Annotated in this window: 16 protein-coding genes and 1 rRNA gene; 13 read left to right on the forward strand and 4 right to left on the reverse strand. The window is 38.4% G+C overall.

Going from position 1 to position 16,480, the window contains the following annotated elements:
- Positions 1 to 192: 192 nt before the first annotated feature.
- Both rrf and MTCD1_RS15875 read left to right on the forward strand, forming a co-directional pair.
- A 5S ribosomal RNA gene (gene rrf, locus MTCD1_RS15870) occupies positions 193 to 307 on the forward strand.
- Positions 308 to 547: 240 nt separating this feature from the next.
- Positions 548 to 1,735, forward strand: a complete 1,188-nt coding sequence (locus MTCD1_RS15875; protein WP_057180431.1) for a hypothetical protein — start codon at positions 548 to 550, stop codon at positions 1,733 to 1,735.
- 386 nt (positions 1,736 to 2,121) lie between these two features.
- Here the strand turns inward: MTCD1_RS15875 and MTCD1_RS15880 are convergent, their stop codons facing one another.
- Positions 2,122 to 2,592: an MATE family efflux transporter gene (locus tag MTCD1_RS15880; protein ID WP_057180432.1), complete on the reverse strand. Its 471-nt coding sequence runs from the start codon at positions 2,590 to 2,592 to the stop codon at positions 2,122 to 2,124.
- Positions 2,593 to 2,797: 205 nt separating this feature from the next.
- Here MTCD1_RS15880 and MTCD1_RS15885 point away from each other — a divergent pair, with 205 nt between their 5' ends.
- From MTCD1_RS15885 to MTCD1_RS15900, 4 genes are all read left to right on the forward strand, one after another.
- A complete protein-coding gene (locus tag MTCD1_RS15885; protein WP_057180433.1) occupies positions 2,798 to 3,301 on the forward strand; it encodes a regulatory protein RecX in 504 nt (167 codons plus the stop codon).
- Between the two features lie 118 nt (positions 3,302 to 3,419).
- Positions 3,420 to 4,103 carry a 2OG-Fe(II) oxygenase gene (locus tag MTCD1_RS15890; protein WP_057180434.1) on the forward strand — a complete coding sequence of 228 codons (684 nt, stop codon included), beginning with the start codon at positions 3,420 to 3,422 and terminating at the stop codon, positions 4,101 to 4,103.
- Between the two features lie 24 nt (positions 4,104 to 4,127).
- Positions 4,128 to 4,601: a hypothetical protein gene (locus tag MTCD1_RS15895; protein ID WP_088568972.1), complete on the forward strand. Its 474-nt coding sequence runs from the start codon at positions 4,128 to 4,130 to the stop codon at positions 4,599 to 4,601.
- Positions 4,602 to 4,791: 190 nt separating this feature from the next.
- Positions 4,792 to 5,094 carry an antibiotic biosynthesis monooxygenase family protein gene (locus MTCD1_RS15900; RefSeq protein ID WP_057180436.1) on the forward strand — a complete coding sequence of 101 codons (303 nt, stop codon included), beginning with the start codon at positions 4,792 to 4,794 and terminating at the stop codon, positions 5,092 to 5,094.
- A 202-nt stretch (positions 5,095 to 5,296) separates the two neighbouring features.
- Here the strand turns inward: MTCD1_RS15900 and MTCD1_RS15905 are convergent, their stop codons facing one another.
- Positions 5,297 to 6,514 (reverse strand): cyclic di-GMP phosphodiesterase, encoded by a 1,218-nt coding sequence (locus MTCD1_RS15905; protein ID WP_057180437.1) that lies wholly within the window; start codon positions 6,512 to 6,514, stop codon positions 5,297 to 5,299.
- Between the two features lie 192 nt (positions 6,515 to 6,706).
- Positions 6,707 to 7,507, reverse strand: coding sequence for a DUF3108 domain-containing protein (locus MTCD1_RS15910; RefSeq protein WP_438819292.1), 801 nt, complete (start codon positions 7,505 to 7,507; stop codon positions 6,707 to 6,709).
- 515 nt (positions 7,508 to 8,022) lie between these two features.
- Between MTCD1_RS15910 and MTCD1_RS15915 the strand changes: the two genes are divergently transcribed.
- Together MTCD1_RS15915 and MTCD1_RS21500 are read left to right on the forward strand one after the other, a co-directional pair.
- The gene (locus MTCD1_RS15915; protein WP_057180439.1) at positions 8,023 to 8,940 is read left to right on the forward strand and encodes a universal stress protein; all 918 of its coding nucleotides are present in this window, start codon (positions 8,023 to 8,025) and stop codon (positions 8,938 to 8,940) included.
- 385 nt (positions 8,941 to 9,325) lie between these two features.
- Positions 9,326 to 9,493: a hypothetical protein gene (locus tag MTCD1_RS21500; RefSeq protein ID WP_197410259.1), complete on the forward strand. Its 168-nt coding sequence runs from the start codon at positions 9,326 to 9,328 to the stop codon at positions 9,491 to 9,493.
- A 140-nt stretch (positions 9,494 to 9,633) separates the two neighbouring features.
- Here MTCD1_RS21500 and MTCD1_RS21505 read toward each other — a convergent pair whose 3' ends face one another.
- Positions 9,634 to 9,804 (reverse strand): hypothetical protein, encoded by a 171-nt coding sequence (locus MTCD1_RS21505; RefSeq protein WP_197410260.1) that lies wholly within the window; start codon positions 9,802 to 9,804, stop codon positions 9,634 to 9,636.
- A gap of 474 nt (positions 9,805 to 10,278) precedes the next feature.
- Between MTCD1_RS21505 and MTCD1_RS15925 the strand changes: the two genes are divergently transcribed.
- The 5 genes from MTCD1_RS15925 to MTCD1_RS15945 all read left to right on the forward strand — a co-directional run bounded on the left by MTCD1_RS15925 (position 10,279) and on the right by MTCD1_RS15945 (position 16,428).
- Positions 10,279 to 11,532: an OprO/OprP family phosphate-selective porin gene (locus MTCD1_RS15925; protein WP_057180519.1), complete on the forward strand. Its 1,254-nt coding sequence runs from the start codon at positions 10,279 to 10,281 to the stop codon at positions 11,530 to 11,532.
- Positions 11,533 to 11,614: 82 nt separating this feature from the next.
- Entirely contained in the window at positions 11,615 to 12,598 is a 984-nt protein-coding gene (locus MTCD1_RS15930) for a tripartite tricarboxylate transporter substrate binding protein (protein ID WP_088568973.1), read from the forward strand.
- Positions 12,599 to 12,681: 83 nt separating this feature from the next.
- Positions 12,682 to 13,164: a tripartite tricarboxylate transporter TctB family protein gene (locus tag MTCD1_RS15935; RefSeq protein WP_057180442.1), complete on the forward strand. Its 483-nt coding sequence runs from the start codon at positions 12,682 to 12,684 to the stop codon at positions 13,162 to 13,164.
- A gap of 4 nt (positions 13,165 to 13,168) precedes the next feature.
- The gene (locus tag MTCD1_RS15940) at positions 13,169 to 14,701 is read left to right on the forward strand and encodes a tripartite tricarboxylate transporter permease (RefSeq protein ID WP_057180443.1); all 1,533 of its coding nucleotides are present in this window, start codon (positions 13,169 to 13,171) and stop codon (positions 14,699 to 14,701) included.
- Between the two features lie 128 nt (positions 14,702 to 14,829).
- A complete protein-coding gene (locus MTCD1_RS15945; protein ID WP_057180444.1) occupies positions 14,830 to 16,428 on the forward strand; it encodes an ATP-binding protein in 1,599 nt (532 codons plus the stop codon).
- Positions 16,429 to 16,480: the final 52 nt, after the last annotated feature.

Genomic DNA, 16,480 nt, shown 5'->3' on the forward strand with positions numbered 1-16,480 from the left:
TGTAAGGACTGCGAGGTCTTGAGCTAACTGATACTAATTGCCCGTGAGGCTTAACCATACAACACCCAAGTAGTTTTTGACTATAAAGTGTGTGTGAAGACTGACATAAATATATAAAACACGTACTCGTGTTACTTGAATTGCTTTTGTAAACATCATTTATATCAAATTTCTAGATTGTACCCTTTTTTGTTTAGCGACCATAGCGCTGTGGCCCCACCTGATCCCATTCCGAACTCAGAAGTGAAACGCAGTTGCGCCGATGGTAGTGTGGGAGTTCCCATGTGAGAGTAGGACATTGCTAAACTTCTATTTAAGTTTCGATAATGAAACGCAAACGCCGATGGACGTGTGACTTATGTTGCAGTTAAGCCCATGTGAGAGCGTAGCGGGACATTGCTAAACTTCTATTTGTGCTTAGGCACTGAAAAGCCCGTTACGAAAGTAACGGGCTTTTTGCTTTATATAAACCCGTAGTTAACACTGCGGGTTTTCTATTTATTTTCGTCAATTTATGCTGATCTAATTTCTGGAGTTGTATTCGTAAATGAGAAAGTTTTTATCTTCCCCTGTGAAAATGGCACTAAGTGATGCCGAAAATGCTTCGTACCAAAATGCTTTAAAGCATGTTACTGAATTAAGTTTAAACCTTACTGCTGTCAAAGTGGAAAATAGACCGGAAGATTTTCTTGGTTGGTGTACAGAATTAATTGATGTCTGTCGTAACCGTATAAATATGAATCTGCTTGAAGAACAGCAACTACCCATTCTAAAAAAGCTAGAGCAAGTACTTGTATTAGGTGCAAGTGTTAGCCAGTTTAAAATGGCACGTATTGCGCCCTGGCCAATATTCACTGCTTTTATCGAACAGCAAGCCAGTTTACATGCACTAGAAGAACGGTTAGCTTTACTTGATTATATTCAACTGATAAAAGTAAAAAGTTTAACCGAAATGACTGAGCTAGAGCGTCTTGCCTTTGCCGGTAAACATACTAATCAGCATTGTCACACCCAATTTAATTTTGATGTTGAATGGTTTGCTTCAACCAAAGGCGCTAAAGTGTTTCATACTTTATTAGCCCAGCAACCTGAAAGCTTTGATCTAGCATTAAGTCATATTCCAGAGTCTGGTGATGTCACACCCAAGCAGTATCAAAAATTTGTCAGTGCCTACAAAAAAATATTCACCCGTTACACCGTTGAAAAGAAAAGCGGTGAAAAGGCGCCATTAGCACCGGCGACTCGTTTATTAGCCATGAAGCGTCCGGATCAATTTATTGCCTTAACAAATGCAAAAATAGATGTGCTTTGCCAAGGGTTATCGATAGCCAAGTTTAATGCTTTTGATTTTGACAGTTATTGGCGAGATATGATTGGTACATTGAGGACTTTTGCCTGGTGGCATCAAATAGAGCCTGAAGATGAACGTGAAGCCAAACTTTGGCAAGTTCGTGCCGTATTAGTCGACTTATTTATGTTTGCCGATGAAGACTTTGCCTTTGGCTCTAATTACCTTCGCATTCGTGACAAAAAATTAAATAGTGTTAAAAGTACCTACAAGTCAACTCGTCGAAGTCGTGTTAAATTAACGCCTGAAGAAGTGGTTGAGCAAGCACTGGCACAAGAGGGTATACCTGACTATGTTCAAACCAATCGAGATACCATTCTTAAACAAGTTAAAGCCGGTAAGGATGTAGAACACGTAATTGGTTTAATGCGAGCCATCTTTGGCTAGATTGCCATTTAACAGCGGGATAAAGAATTTTTATCTCGCTAAGTTAATTTTCATTCTTTACTTCACTCATTCGAATTAACTTAGGGGCTTACTGCCCTTTAGGTGCTTTCAGTAAACATCATTCTACTCAGAAGCAAATATAATTAACTTAATTCACATTTGATCTATTCAACTGAATCAGTAAGCACAAGGTAGTTCGCCAGCAATCTCGCTAATACAGCGCTAACTTGGCTACTTAATTAATCCGTTTGCTATAAGTAGCAAGCTGTTCTTTTATTGGAATTGTCCTTATTTTGATAATGCCGGCTTTTCTAAACAAATACAGCACAGATACTCCAGCAAATAAATGCCCTAGCATTAACGCAGGGTAAAGTGAGTATTCACCATCACTGAATCCCAACCATGCAAAGGGGTATTAGCAGTAATAGACTGTGTATGATAGCTAATACACTGGCGTTGATGGCTTTATCTTTGGCGTTCAATGTTGATTGATAAACAATGACGCATCCTGCGCCAATATAACCCCAAGGTAACCAGGTAAGATAATGTTTTAAGTGTATGGTTACGCTATCGTGTTGACATAATGAGTTTGCCCAAAAATCAACTGTGTAGTTTAACACTAGGGCAATAACAAGCTGTGCGATTAGCACAGTGGCAAACATATATCGGTATGCCTGTTTTACTCTATCGTGATGACCTGTCCAGTAATTAAAGCCAATTATTGCTGGCATTGATGTTGTTAACGCCATAGGGATTAACAAAATTATGGCTTCGAGTTTGAAGATTAACGCAAATGCGGCGACATAGGTGTGATTATAACTAGCGGCAATTATCGCTAAACTTAAGGGGGTAATCAAACTGTTGGCCAATAACTAGAAAGCTGGTTAGTTTAGGTTGGTTACATTGAGTTTTAAATGCTTTGACTGAAGGCCAACTAAGTTTTACTTTTTTATGCAATATATAACAAGAAATAAGGGTAAAGCTAATATCACTGATAGCGCGACTAAACTGTCGTAATAGCAAGGGCTTTGTGGCAGCAATAGCAATAGGATTAACATTACCATGTATAACAAAAAGAAAAATATCGAGCCTGAAGATATTTCTTATAAACGCGTCTTATCTTATATGCAGTGGCTGATCGAGCGGTATGGTGCTTACTCAGCTAAAACATTGCTGCAAAAGGCTAATTTACTGTTTAAGGCCGATACACAATTCAATGAACCGGCACTAGATTATCTAATAGAGCGAGGAATTGTCGATGATCTTCGCTACGCGGAACGTTTAACGCTTAGTTTATCAGAGAAAAAAATAGGCCCTAATAAAATAAAAGAGAAACTGTATGCAAAAGGATTATCATCGCAAACAATTAATGAGTGCGTTAGTGCCATAGCAACAACCGAGGAAGAGTATTTTGATAAAGCACTAATCCTAAAAACAAGAAAATTTGGTGACGAGCCCATTGACGATATAAAGCTAAAACAGAAAGCGTTACGGCATTTGATATCTAAAGGATTTTCATATTCAATCGCCAATAAAGCGGTCAGCTATTCATCTAACGAAGACTAGTTCCGCACAGTTTTTGATAACAAAAGCCCACGCTAATGTGCCGGAAAAGTGTTATTATGAGCTATATTCCGCTTTATTAGATTATCAATTAAATGTTAGTTTTACCTGCTAAGAAAGCATGTCGTTGAGCCAAGCCCAAACAACTCATTCTGGTGGTGACAAATCACTGTTTGAATTAATAGCCAATGACATTGTTGAAAAGGGTTACAGTATTCACCCTCATGCTTTGCCTAAAAATTTAAGTGAGCTGTTATTACAACATATTAGCAAACTGTCAGATGACGACTTTAAACGTGCAGGTATTGGTCGCAGCAAAGACCATATTATTGACGATCTTATTCGTACAGACGAAATTAGCTGGATCACCAGCAACAGCGAAGCAGGTTGCTCTTGGATAAAATGGTCTGAGTCACTACAAGCTTATTTAAATAGCCACTTGTTTCTTGGTTTATTCTCTTTTGAAAGCCATTTTTCTCATTACGCTAAAGGCGATTTTTATAAGAAGCACAAAGACGCTTTTAAAGGTGAAGGTAACCGTGTGTTATCTATTGTGGTGTATCTTAATCAAAATTGGTCTGCAGATGATGGCGGCGAGTTAGTTATTTATGGTGAGAGTTCGCCCGATTCTCCCGTTGGTGATAACAATCATATTAGCGTAACACCTACTTTTGGTACGGTTGTGGTATTTTTAAGTGAAGAATTTCCTCATGAAGTATTACCCGCTAGGCGAGACCGATATGCTATTGCCGGCTGGTTTCGCTTAAATAACAGTATTGCCAATAATATTGACCCAGCAAGTTAATGTTATTTTATGGGAAAGTATCCTTTGTCTAAATTGCAAAATAAGCTTCATTTACTCAGTGAATTAAATGAGATTAATGAAAAAATAATTCCTTTAAAAGCATTAGCAGATAGAGAGCTTGCCTCTATTTATGGTTTAACAGGAATGGTTTATACCCCATACCTAGATGATTATATGCAGGTCAGTATTGAGAAGGCAGCGATATTAGCGTGTTTAAAAAGACAAAAAATATTGCCATTATCAGAGGTTGAGTTAATAACTACAGCCTTAGATAGCTTACATAAGAGCGCCAAAAGTAATGCTATTGTTGAGTATGAAGGTAATTGTTATCAACGTCGATTTTCGCCGCTAAAGTTAAACAAGTCAGGAAAAACGGTGCGTAAATGGGCTAGATATTGGCTTTTACAATCGGCTGATGGCCGCGTTGAGCCTAATTGGCAAGCTCAAGTTCGAGAAATTTGGCCATCTTATTTTTTAATTAGAACAGTCGGTTTGTAGTTATCTAAGCTTTATTAATTCGCTAAGAATTTTTAAGCTACTATAAGAATATTGGATGTCTATGACTTGCCTATTTACCGCTTTGATCTATGGTTAAACGAAAAATCGTTACTACTTTGCTTTTAATTTTTAACCCTCAACACGGAAATGACGATATGAATTTACGTGTGATACTTGAAAAGGAAATAATATGTTTATAGTGGCAAATCGCATCCCAGTAGCAGAAGAATGGCAAGATGAGTTTGAAAATCGTTTCCGCAAGCGTGCTGGAGAAATCGATAAGCAACCAGGCTTTGTCTCCATGCAAATATTAAAACCATTAAGTGCTGATGCCCCCTATGTAGTACTTACTCATTGGCAGGATGAAAACGTTTTTAAAGAATGGATTAACAGTGACGATTTTAAACTGGCGCATCAAAATCCTTTACCAAGAGAAGCTTTTACCGGTAAACCTGTTATGGAAAAACACCAAGTAGTTATTTCTACTCAATAAAAATCGGCGTAAAATAATTACTTATGCACAACAAGTTTACCCTTTAACGGATAGGTGTTGCTCAGGGCAATAAATAGTTCTTAACTCTGAAGAGAGAATTATCAATATATTGCGAGATAAATTTAATATTTATTTACCCTGAAGGCGAACTTTGGACGATTCACTTACCTCGTCGGGCAGGGTGTTATCAGCTATGAGTGAATTAATTATAAAAAGCAGCCTTGAAAAAACTGAGTAAATTAATATTGAATTCGTCAGGTTTGATACAGCAATCAATCTGATCTTTATACTTAGTCTGGCTAAGATCTAGTTCTTCCATGGCAATGGCTTGATTAAGCCGAGTGTTATAAAACACTCGGACAAAGGGGAGTAAAGGCTTACTTTTATTTAAACGACTTATCAGGCCCAGTTTACCACTGGTAAGTTTTACTAATGTTCCTATTGGGTAGATGCCAAGGCAGTTGACAAATTGTTCAACTAGAACATTATCATAACTATTTGGCGCATCTTTCATTAAAAGATTAAAGGCTTTGATTGGATGCATACCGGCCTTATAAACTCGCTCTGCCGTCATAGCATCATAGCTATCGACAATAGCTATCATACGGCCATATTGGGTGATTTGTTGGTCATTTAGCTGTTTAGGATAGCCTTTACCATCGAGACGTTCATGATGTTGTTGCACTACTTCTATGATAAGTTCAGACAACTCTGAACTCTCCTTTAGCACTTCCATGCCTAGGTCAACATGGCTTTTCATCACGGTAAATTCTTGGACAGTGAGTTTTCCGGGTTTGTGTAATATTTCTGGCGGGACTAATACCTTACCGATATCATGTAAAAATGCCCCGAGTGCCAGTTGTTCAATAATTTCACGGTCAAAGGCTAAATGTTTAGCAAATAAAGTCATTAAAATGGCAACATTGAGAGAATGTTCTACTAAATACTCATCTTTTATACGTAGTCGTGTCATGCAAGCTAAGGCATCTTGATTTCGAAAGATGGAGTCGACGATGGCATCGGTAGACTCCTTTGCTTCTACTATATTAATGGTTTTGTGTTCGGTAAGGCTACTCAGCATTTTATGTTGTAATTTTTTTGCGTCAGCATACAGTTTACTGGCCTTGACCATTTCCTGATCTAATGAAATACTCTTACTGGCTTTTTTTGACTGGTTTGGCGTTTCTTTTTCCTTAACTTCAGGCATGATTTTATCTACTTGTTTTTGCCGGTTGGCATCTATGGTTAAGTGAGTAATGCCAGCTTTAATCAGTTTTAGGATACTTTCTTTAGAACTTACATAGCCTTCAGATTTTACGCTGACAGTTTTACCTTTAGTACGAACAGACAAAACATACATGCCAGGCTCAAGCTGATGGACTGTTATTTTCTGTACTGAGGACTCAGGTTTTTTGTTCATAAGATGTTGCTCATAAATTTGTACTTAGGAAAAGTAAACGATAAAATCCACAGCATATGCGTTTAGTAATCATAGCCAAAGTACCTATTATTAACCAGAGGCATAGTTGACAACTTTAATGGTGTAGCAAATTAATATGCTTGATTTAGGTAAAATGAAGTTTAAGAAGTCTTGGACTTAGAATATAAGCGTTCACTGTTTACATTGTTTACTAAAATAAGATAACCAGACAACGGGAGAAAATATCATATCAAGTTGCGCTTTTATTAGTTGATGGTCATGTTTAGCCGAAAACCATAAAACGATATCGGTATGCTCACCAACCTCAACCACTTTGATAGTGGTTATCGGTCCCCATTGCTGATGGTGAATAACGTCCAAGCCAACAACTTCAAATTTATAACGTTCAACCTTACTACTTGCTTGGCGAAATAAGGTAAAGTGTGTTTTTCCTTGGATTAAATTGAGTCGTATTTGTGCCCCTAAGGTATCTAGATCATATAAGGGCTGGTCTTCATTGTTTTGTTGGTAGTGAGAAACCTCAGTATTTAATGTAACCCTTGATGAAAGGCCATTAGCCGACATTTCCGCTTTCATTACTCTGGCTTTAATACCGGTTAGTTGTTGTGAAAAACTAGTGGTTAAAAAGTGCTGATACTGAGGCGAGTATTGCATAGTACTTTTTTGCTGGTAAGTAGAGTCAAGCCAAAGGAAACTTACCTCGCCGTAAGAGCTTACTACTGCCTGGACCGAGGCTGAGTTCTTATGCCATTGTATCGTGCGATGTAAATAGCCAACATTTTTCCCTAGAAAATAAATATCATAGGCAAACTTTTTATCACATTGATGAAGTTTGCTAAACTGTTCTGCGGTTAACGTGCTAGGCACAAGCGGTTGTGCTTTTACTATAAATACCATCAAGGTACAGCTAAATACTGTTAACAGTGTTAATACATGCTTAGTAAAAAAGGTTAATCCGCTCAATTCAATCACCATGGTCTGTTAGAGGTATGTTGGTTAGCCGTGGCACAGCAATATTTACCACAATAGTAAGCCAATAGCTTATTTTAAAGTAGCAAAAGCTAACAGGTAAACCACACTTAAAAAATTGCCAACACTTTATCCAAGCGCCATTAAACTGATGTTTAGTTATACATGTTAGTTATACATGTTAGTTATACATGTTAGTTATACAAGATGATGATGTCGTCAATTGTATTTAATTGTTTTGGTAATAACTAGCATAAACGTTAGATAAATAATAAGGACATTTGCTAGCGAGCATAAGCAAAAGGTGCCACGCTTTATTAATGCTATTTTTGGTAATAACGTTGGTCTTTTTGTTTAGTTAGCGCAATTTTTTGGCTAGTTTATTCGGTATAGGTTGCTAAAAGTTGTCAGTTCAACTAATTTTTAAAGTAAGGGGAATCATTAAGGTTATTGTCTAAGTTAATAGGGATGTTTATTAAAGTACTTTTATTTAGGTACTTGATACTTAGGAGAAAATTATGAAATCAATTAACAAGATTTTGGTAGTTATGGACTCTAGTTCTGATCACCAAGCCGCATTAGTGCAAGCTATTAATATAGCGAAGAAAACATCAGCAAGTATCGAGCTTTTTTTAGTCGCCTATAATAGTGAGTTTGTTAGTCATTGGAACTTTAATCAAGCGCAATTAGCGGCTTTGCAAAAAGAATACATAGCCTCTAAATTACGTTGGTTAGAAACGTATTTACCTGAAGTTAAATTATATGATATAGACGTTAGCATGGCTGTTGTTTGGCATGCTGATGTTAGTTGTGCCGTGTTGGCTCAGGTAGCAAGTAATGGCGTGTCACTGGTGGTTAAGTCAACCAAGCAAAACTCAATAATCAATAAAATATTTTTCACTCCTTGTGATTGGCAGTTACTGGAACATTGCCCAGTGCCTTTATTATTAACTAAAAATATTAGCGACTATTCGTACCGTAGAGTTATGGCGGCGGTTGATCCGGAAAGAAGTCACAATAAAACCGAAAAATTAGATGCTGAAATCATCCAAGCTGGCTTGGTCATGGCTGAGCTATTTGACGGGGAAACCCTTATTTGTCACTGCTATCAGCCAATAGGAGTAGAGTTATGGCAAGGCATGAGCTCTGTGGGTATGGATCATAGTTTAATGAATGGTGATTTTCATGAGTATAGCGATGCAATTAAGCATCATCACCAAGTAGCTTTTAATGAATTACTGAGTGATTATGCCTTTGATGAAAAGTCGACTCATCTTATTGCTGGCTCTGCCGAGTTTGAATTACCTGAGTTGGTTAAAACGCAGCAGGTGGACTTATTAGTGATGGGCATGGCTAATAACGGTAAATTTATTGGCAATACCGTAGAAAAAATACTCGATAATGTCGGTTGTGATATTTTATCGATAAAGGGCTAAAACAAGACCCGTTGTCATTGCCCTAGTCACTTAGTCGGCAATGACACTTTTTTAAACTACTTAAAAATAAATGTTTACTTTATCAACGAAGTATTGTAGATTTGCCTTGTTGTTTAGCAATCCTCGGCTAAATAACGTTAATCCTCAGTGATTTTTCGTGTTTTGTCTTTCCCTTTCACAGTCAGCCAACACCTTATAAAAGTTATTTAATTAAAGCTTTTTGCTGTATGAAATTCCGGATTTATTTCGGTCTATTCATGGTATTATTTTCGTTTTACACTGTACAGCTATAGAGCTTTTTAATATTGCGTTTTTACGCAATCATACCTCTCAGCATAAAGAAGTTCACCCTTTTTTATACGGAGCGTTATAAAGGAGTTATATTATGTCTTATACTTATCAAGGTAAGGTTTATGCCATTACAACACCAGTAAAGTCTATTTCAATCAACAAATTCAATGTTGTTGTTAAAGACCAAGCGGGCTCGCAATTGTTTAAATTTACCAAAGTGAATGAGTCTAAAGATTTTCTAGCTATGTTATATCAAGCATAACTAGCATAAATCAAAACCGTCAGTAAAACCGACGGTTTATACAAAAAACCAGAGTTACCTTAATAAGGTATTCTGGTTTTTTCGTTTTAAGGTCTTTTTTTCTTGCTAAAGGTAGATTGGCTGAGCGATAACACCAGGCGTTAATCTACCTTAGTAACCGTCACTTCTAGATACTTACTATTACCCGCATACCATTTTTGTACATAAATAGTGCCTAAAATGGGTGGCATGCCATCTTTGGGGATTTCTTTATAACGAACACTGTTTTTGTTTTCTTTTTCTAGTTCAAACTTGATTTTAGTTTCAGACATTTTGATTGTTTAGCTAAGCGAAAGTGCCGTTATTGTAATCTATATAAAGTAGCTGTCGAGGTTTAAGCTAAAAACTTCCGTGCCATCGCTTTTGACCTTGTGCCCCTCAGGCTAATTGAGACATTTATCTTCTATACTGTTTAAGTGCTTGCTATTTAGCGATTATTTTTATGTTAAACATAAACACCAACACCCATGAACTTTATGTTGTTAACTGTTTTTATGCTCTTAAAGTTATTTAGTTGCTCATTGTATATTTTTAACGACTCATCCTTTAAATATAGCCTTCCAATGTTGGGGCTGATGCCAATTTTGAATGGCATGTGCTTGGTATTGTACTTGTAAACCTTTATAAAAATTATATTACAACAAATAGAAGGATTTAAGTTCATGAGAGATAAACATCAAAAGACAAAGGTACTTTTTACCCCGAAAAGTAGAATCGCTAGTGTAAGTGTAGCGCTAGCGGTGGCTATGGCATTACCTATGGTTGCACAAGCGAATGAAAGTGCTGAAGTAAAAAAACTTCAACAACAAATTGCAGAACTAAGCATAGCGGTAGCAGAAATCAAACAAGCGCCAACGGTAAAAACCAAAGGTGGCGGTCTGGAAGTAGAGAGCCAAGACGGTAAAAAGTCATTTGAAATGGGTGGTCGTTTTCAATTAGATTATAACATTTTTGATGGCGCCTATAACGCAGGCAATGAGGGTAAAACAGGTTCAGACCTTTTCCCGCGTCGTGTTCGAACTTATGTTCAAGGTCAGGTCGATAATTGGGATTACAAGCTATTGCTTGATTTTTCTGAAGACAAAGGTGAAATTACTTTAGCTCGCTTACGTTATAAGGGTTTTGAAAATGGCCCAACCATAAAGTTAGGTAAAATTCGTGAAGATATCAGTTTAGAAGCGTTAACGAGTAGTAAACACATTACTGCTATTTCTCGACCTATGTTGGCTAACGTAATGTCACCTTATTTTAAATATGGTGCTTCTGCATATCAATACTTTAAAAGCACAGGTCTTCGTTATGCTGTTGGCGCATACAAAGGTGGCAGTTTTGGTACTAACGGACAAGATGAAAATGGCGATCTTAATTTGTCATTGACCGGTCGTTTTACTTGGTCACCAATTCATAATAAAGGTGAAACCTTACACTTTGGTGTTTGGGGATCACAACGTGACATGGGTGGTGATAAACTGAGTGCCAAATTCGCTCGTGGTGAAGTGCGTAATACCAATGTTCGTTTGGTTAACTATGCCGCCGGTGGTGATACTTTTGCGGTAGATAACATGACTCAATTTGGCTTGGAGTTTGCTGGAGTTTACGGACCTTTGTCTATTCAGGCGGAATATGCCGTGCGAGATGTCGATGCCGTTGAGAGTATTAATGACAGCAGCTACGATGGTTATTATGTTACCGCCAGTTACTTCTTAACGGGTGAGCATAGAGTATATAAGAAACGTGGTGTTTTCAATTCACCAACACCTATTGCCGACAGTGGCGCTTGGGAAGTATTTGCCCGTATAAGTCAATTTGATGCCACATCAAATAACCAAGGTACTGAGACAGAAGTGCTGACCTTGGGTACTACTTATTACCTCAATAAAAAAATAAAATTCATGGTCAATTACTTGCTCTCTGATATTTCTGGCCCTGGCGCTGCAGATTTAGTTGGCGAGATCACTGATGGTAAAGCCTTGACCGCTCGTGTGCAGTACTTATTTTAGCGGTACTTGTTTACCAGCCAATGATTATTTGGGCTTAGCAATAAGTGCAAGTTAACCTTAATTAAAAATTTTAGGATTCAATATGAATATTAAACAACTTACCTTAGCCTCAATGGCTATTGGTCTTCTTCCGTTTGTGTCAACTTCAGTAGTGGCGAACGAAAAAATAGATATCACAAAGATACATTTTCTTATTCCAGGTGGCCCTGGTGGCGGTTGGGATGGTACGGCTCGTGGTACCGGCGAAGCCTTGATGAAATCGGGGAAGCTAGAAAATGCCTCTTATCAAAACATGTCTGGCGGTGGCGGTGGTAAAGCCATCGCTTATATGATTGAAACCGCAGAAAAACAAAAAAACACCTTGATGGTGAGTTCTACCCCCATTGTCGTGCGTTCATTAAGTGGTGTTTTCCCGCAATCATTCCGTGATCTTAAGCCTGTTGCCGGTACTATTGCTGACTTTGGTGCCTTTGTGGTACGTAAAGATTCTAAATACTATGATTGGCGCGATGTATTAGCTGATTTTAAGCAAAACCCTCGTAAAGTGAAGTTCTCTGGTGGTTCATCACGTGGCAGCTTAGATCATCTAGTCGCGGCCATGGCAATTAAAGCCGGTCGCGCAAAACCACGTAAATTAGTTTATGTTGCCTATGATGGCGGTGGTAAAGCCATGGCCGCTTTACTTTCAGGTGAGACAGCCATTCTTTCTACTGGTGTTGGTGAAGCACTTACCATGGCAAAAAGTGGTGATGTGCGCATACTCGCTATTACTTCAAAAGAGCGCCTGAAGGTATTACCTGATACCCCGACCTTAACTGAAATGGGCTATAACGTAGTCTTTGCCAACTGGCGTGGTTTTTTTGCGGCACCAACAATGTCTGATGAAAAAGTTGCCGCTTATGCAAAGTTATTGGGTGATGTACAAGAGACACCTGAGTGGACCGAAATCCAAGAGCGTAACGGCTGGGTTAATATGTACAACCCAGACAGTGAGTTCTATGCCTTCTTAGAGCAGCAAGAAAAAGATCTGGGTGTACTAATGCGTGAATTAGGCTTTTTGAAGTAACGTTTGTTGCAATAACGTTTTAGTTGACTGCTGTATTATTCGGTTTTATCGGTTTAGCCGGGTAATGCAGTTTGAGGTGAATTATGAAAATCAGTAAAAATGTCATTGGCGCATTAATATTTTTTATTTTTAGCGTCAGTTATGGCTACCATGCCTACCAAATTCCTTTATATCCAGGTGAAGAATATGATGTCTTTACATCACAAACCATGCCTAAACTCTACGCATTATTAGGGATTCTAGTCTCAGTTTTAGCCATTATCATGTCTATTCTTAACGATAGTCGCACGACTAATGACACAGAGAAAACGGTCGATGATTTTGACAAGAAAAGCTGGCTTCAGGTAGCAAGTCTTATTGGGTTAATGGTGTATTACGGCGCAACCTTAGAGCAGTTTGGCTTTATTTTATCAACCATTTCTTTTCTTATATTTGGTTTTCTTATACTGGGTGAGCGAAGTAAAAAACGACTTTTTCTTGCCTCCGTACCCGTTGTCATTGTCTTTTGGGCAATTATGACGCAACTGCTGGGGATTTATTTATCACCCGGCGACCTTTGGGGATAATACTATGTTAGACGGCTTAATTATCGGTTTTCAAACCGCGATGTCAATGCAAAACATAATGTTTGTTATTTTTGGCTGTTTTGTTGGCACTTTTATTGGTATGTTGCCGGGCTTAGGGCCTATCACTGCCATTGCCTTAATGATTCCTATTACGTATGGTATTGACCCTTCATCGGGTATGATCTTAATGGCAGGTGTTTATTACGGTGCTATTTTTGGTGGTTCTACCTCATCTATTTTGATTAATGCGCCAGGTGTTGCGGGCACAGTAGCGACATCATTTGATGGCTACCCTATGGCTTGTAAAGGTCAAGCAGGCAAGGCGCTTGCTATTGCCGCTTATGCTTCATTTAGTGGTGGCACTATTGCCGCCGTCTTTTTACTTGTGGCAGCACCTATGTTAGCGAAAGTTTCTTTAAGCTTTCAATCGCCGGACTATTTTGCCTTATTATTATTGGGTTTAACTGCTATTGCGGCTTTTTCTAATAAAGGTAGCTTCCTTAAATCAATCATGATGACCTTATTTGGTTTAATGTTATCAACGGTTGGTACGGATCAAGCTTCTGGCGTAGAGCGCTTTACCTTTGGTCAAATTGACTTACTTGATGGTATTAGTTTCTTATTAATAGCTATGTCTATGTTTGCTTTGTCAGAGGCATTACTCTCTATCATCAGTAATAATAGAGATAAAAAGTTAGGTATTGCTTCGGTTACTACAGAAGTAGGTAGCTTAAAACTCACTCGAGCTGAAATAAAAGAGATGGCGCCTACCGTTGCTAGGTCATCAGTGTTAGGCTTCTTTGTTGGTGTGTTACCCGGTGCCGGTGCTACGATAGCTTCATTTCTTGCTTATGGTATGGAACGACACTTAGCTTCAGCGAAAGAGAAACTAAAATTTGGTAAAGGCAGTTTACGTGGCCTAGCCGCTCCTGAAACCGCAAATAATGCTGCTTGTAGTGGCTCATTTGTGCCTTTACTTACCTTAGGTATTCCAGGCTCTGGTACTACCGCGGTAATGTTAGGTGCGTTAATGTCCTATGGCATTGAGCCAGGTCCACGCTTATTTGTTGATAACCCAGAAGTGTTTTGGTCAGTCATTGTTTCTATGTATATTGGCAACGTCGTCTTATTGTTTATCAACTTACCCTTGATTCCTTATATTGCTAAAGCATTGACCTTACCTAAGCAATTATTAACCGTGTTAATTCTGTTCTTCTCACTGATTGGTGTTTATTTAGTATCATTTAATGCCTTTGATATCTTTATGATGGCCGGTTTTGCCGTAATAGCCATTGGTTTACGTTTATTGAACTTTAGTATGTCTCCGTTGATCCTTGGTTTCATTTTAGGTGGTATGTTAGAGCAAAATCTACGTCGTTCATTAACCTTATATGATGGTTCAATCTCTTTCTTATGGGATAGACCTATTACCCTTGGTATATTAACGCTAACGGCCTTAGTGTTACTTATGCCCGTTATCTCGACCCTGAGAAACGGTCGTAGCTCAACTAGCCAAGAGAAGGTGGCTGAAATTTAAATGAATTAGTTTTAACATGTGTAAAGCTGATACGCGCAGCAATGGTATACTGCTACGCGTATCAGTATAAACTATATTTTAAGTACTATCGATGGATGCTATTATGTGCCTATTTAAAAGAAACACCGATGAAAACCGCCAATAAGTTAAAAAAAATGGGCTTGCATAACAAGTTAGCCTTAGTGTCGGTATTATTGGTTATGTTACAGATCATTTTTTTGGGTATGTTCAGCGTTTCCTACCTTGAACAAGAGTTTGAACAGCAACTAGGTGAAAAAGCACTTGCCGTGGCACAAACGCTGGCTAAAAACCCTATTATTCAGCAAGCGCTGCTCGATAAAAAAAGCCAACCTATTCAATCCTATGTAGAACCCATTCGCCAAGCTATAGCAGCCTCTTTTATTGTTGTTGGCGATAGTCAGGGTATTCGATATTCTCACCCTGATCCGAACAAAATAAACCATGCCATGATAGGTGGCGATAATATTAGAGCACTTAGGTTCGGACAGTCCTATATTTCCAAAGCCGAGGGCTCATTAGGGGTATCTATTCGTGGGAAAACGCCCATTGTATTAGACGACGGTACCATCATCGGCTTGGTTTCGGTCGGTTATTTAGAGCACGGTATGATGCTCAGTATTAGTAATTATCGTGATACTTTCTTATGGGTTTTTGGTATTACCTTGATCGCCGGTTGTTGTTTGGTTTTGTATATTGCTAAACGTTATCGTGATGAAATATTTGGCTTAGAGCCCGAGGAAATTTCACGGGTTTATAGTGAACGAAAAGCGGTACTCGAATCAATTCTTGAAGGTGTGGTGGTTATTAATGAACAAGGTATCATTACCAGTTGCAACCCCATCGCGATTGAGATTTTAGCCAATATTACCGAGCAGAACTTAATTGGCTCCGCGGTACATGACCTCTTACCCGATTACCAGTTTATTTTTGCCAGTAACTCTTCCCGAATATGGCGAGATGTAGAAGTTGATATTGAAGCTGGAACGATAATATTAACAAAAACGCCTTTAATGATTGGTGATAAACAACACGGCGTGGTTGTTTCCTTTCGCCGTAAAGATGACCTGGTTGATTTAAGTGAGAAGCTGTCGCAAGTAAAACAGTTCTCCACCATGTTAAGAGTTCAGACCCATGAATATTCGAACAAATTAAATACCATAGGGGGTCTTATTCAAATTGGCTCTTATGAAGATGCTTTAGACTTGATTATGGTGGAAAATTCAGGTTATCAGGAGATAATTGCCTTTTTAATGCGCATTGTGCCAGACCCGATAATCGCCGGGCTTATTCTGGGTAAATATGATGTAGCTAAGGAACGAAAAATTGAGCTAATTATTGATCATGAAAGCAGTTTGCTGCAAGTACCGAGTAAGCTACCACGCTCAAAATTGGTGACTATACTCGGTAATATACTGGAAAATGCCTTTGATGCCGCCAGTAGTAATAAAGCGCAACCGGCTCAGGTGACATTATCGTTTACCGATATGGGTGAAGATATCATCTTTGAAATCGAAGACTCTGGCGTCGGGATGAGTGATGCTGCTATTAAAGATATTTTTACCTTTGGTCAAACTACAAAACATGCCATGGGTCACGGCATAGGTATGTTTTTAGTTAAAAATTGCTTAGATCAAGTGGACGGTACTTTAGCCATAACCCGGGCAAAAACAGGTGGCACAATTATGACGGTTTATATACCTAAATAGCCCAATAAAAACGAATAATAATAACTAAAAGTAGCTATCGAACAGGAGTGAA

This window comes from Colwellia marinimaniae (assembly GCF_002207865.1).
GTDB lineage: Bacteria > Pseudomonadota > Gammaproteobacteria > Enterobacterales > Alteromonadaceae > Colwellia > Colwellia marinimaniae.

Coding starts and splice junctions, on each gene's coding strand:
- MTCD1_RS15925 (WP_057180519.1), top strand. CDS start 10,279: ATGGCATTACCTATGGTTGCACAAGCGAATGAAAGTGCTGAAGTAAAA.
- MTCD1_RS15875 (WP_057180431.1), top strand. CDS start 548: ATGAGAAAGTTTTTATCTTCCCCTGTGAAAATGGCACTAAGTGATGCC.
- MTCD1_RS15935 (WP_057180442.1), top strand. CDS start 12,682: ATGAAAATCAGTAAAAATGTCATTGGCGCATTAATATTTTTTATTTTT.
- MTCD1_RS15900 (WP_057180436.1), top strand. CDS start 4,792: ATGTTTATAGTGGCAAATCGCATCCCAGTAGCAGAAGAATGGCAAGAT.
- MTCD1_RS15905 (WP_057180437.1), bottom strand. CDS start 6,514: ATGAACAAAAAACCTGAGTCCTCAGTACAGAAAATAACAGTCCATCAG.
- MTCD1_RS15940 (WP_057180443.1), top strand. CDS start 13,169: ATGTTAGACGGCTTAATTATCGGTTTTCAAACCGCGATGTCAATGCAA.
- MTCD1_RS15890 (WP_057180434.1), top strand. CDS start 3,420: ATGTCGTTGAGCCAAGCCCAAACAACTCATTCTGGTGGTGACAAATCA.
- MTCD1_RS21505 (WP_197410260.1), bottom strand. CDS start 9,804: ATGTCTGAAACTAAAATCAAGTTTGAACTAGAAAAAGAAAACAAAAAC.
- MTCD1_RS15945 (WP_057180444.1), top strand. CDS start 14,830: ATGAAAACCGCCAATAAGTTAAAAAAAATGGGCTTGCATAACAAGTTA.
- MTCD1_RS21500 (WP_197410259.1), top strand. CDS start 9,326: ATGTCTTATACTTATCAAGGTAAGGTTTATGCCATTACAACACCAGTA.
- MTCD1_RS15885 (WP_057180433.1), top strand. CDS start 2,798: ATGTATAACAAAAAGAAAAATATCGAGCCTGAAGATATTTCTTATAAA.
- MTCD1_RS15915 (WP_057180439.1), top strand. CDS start 8,023: ATGAAATCAATTAACAAGATTTTGGTAGTTATGGACTCTAGTTCTGAT.
- MTCD1_RS15930 (WP_088568973.1), top strand. CDS start 11,615: ATGAATATTAAACAACTTACCTTAGCCTCAATGGCTATTGGTCTTCTT.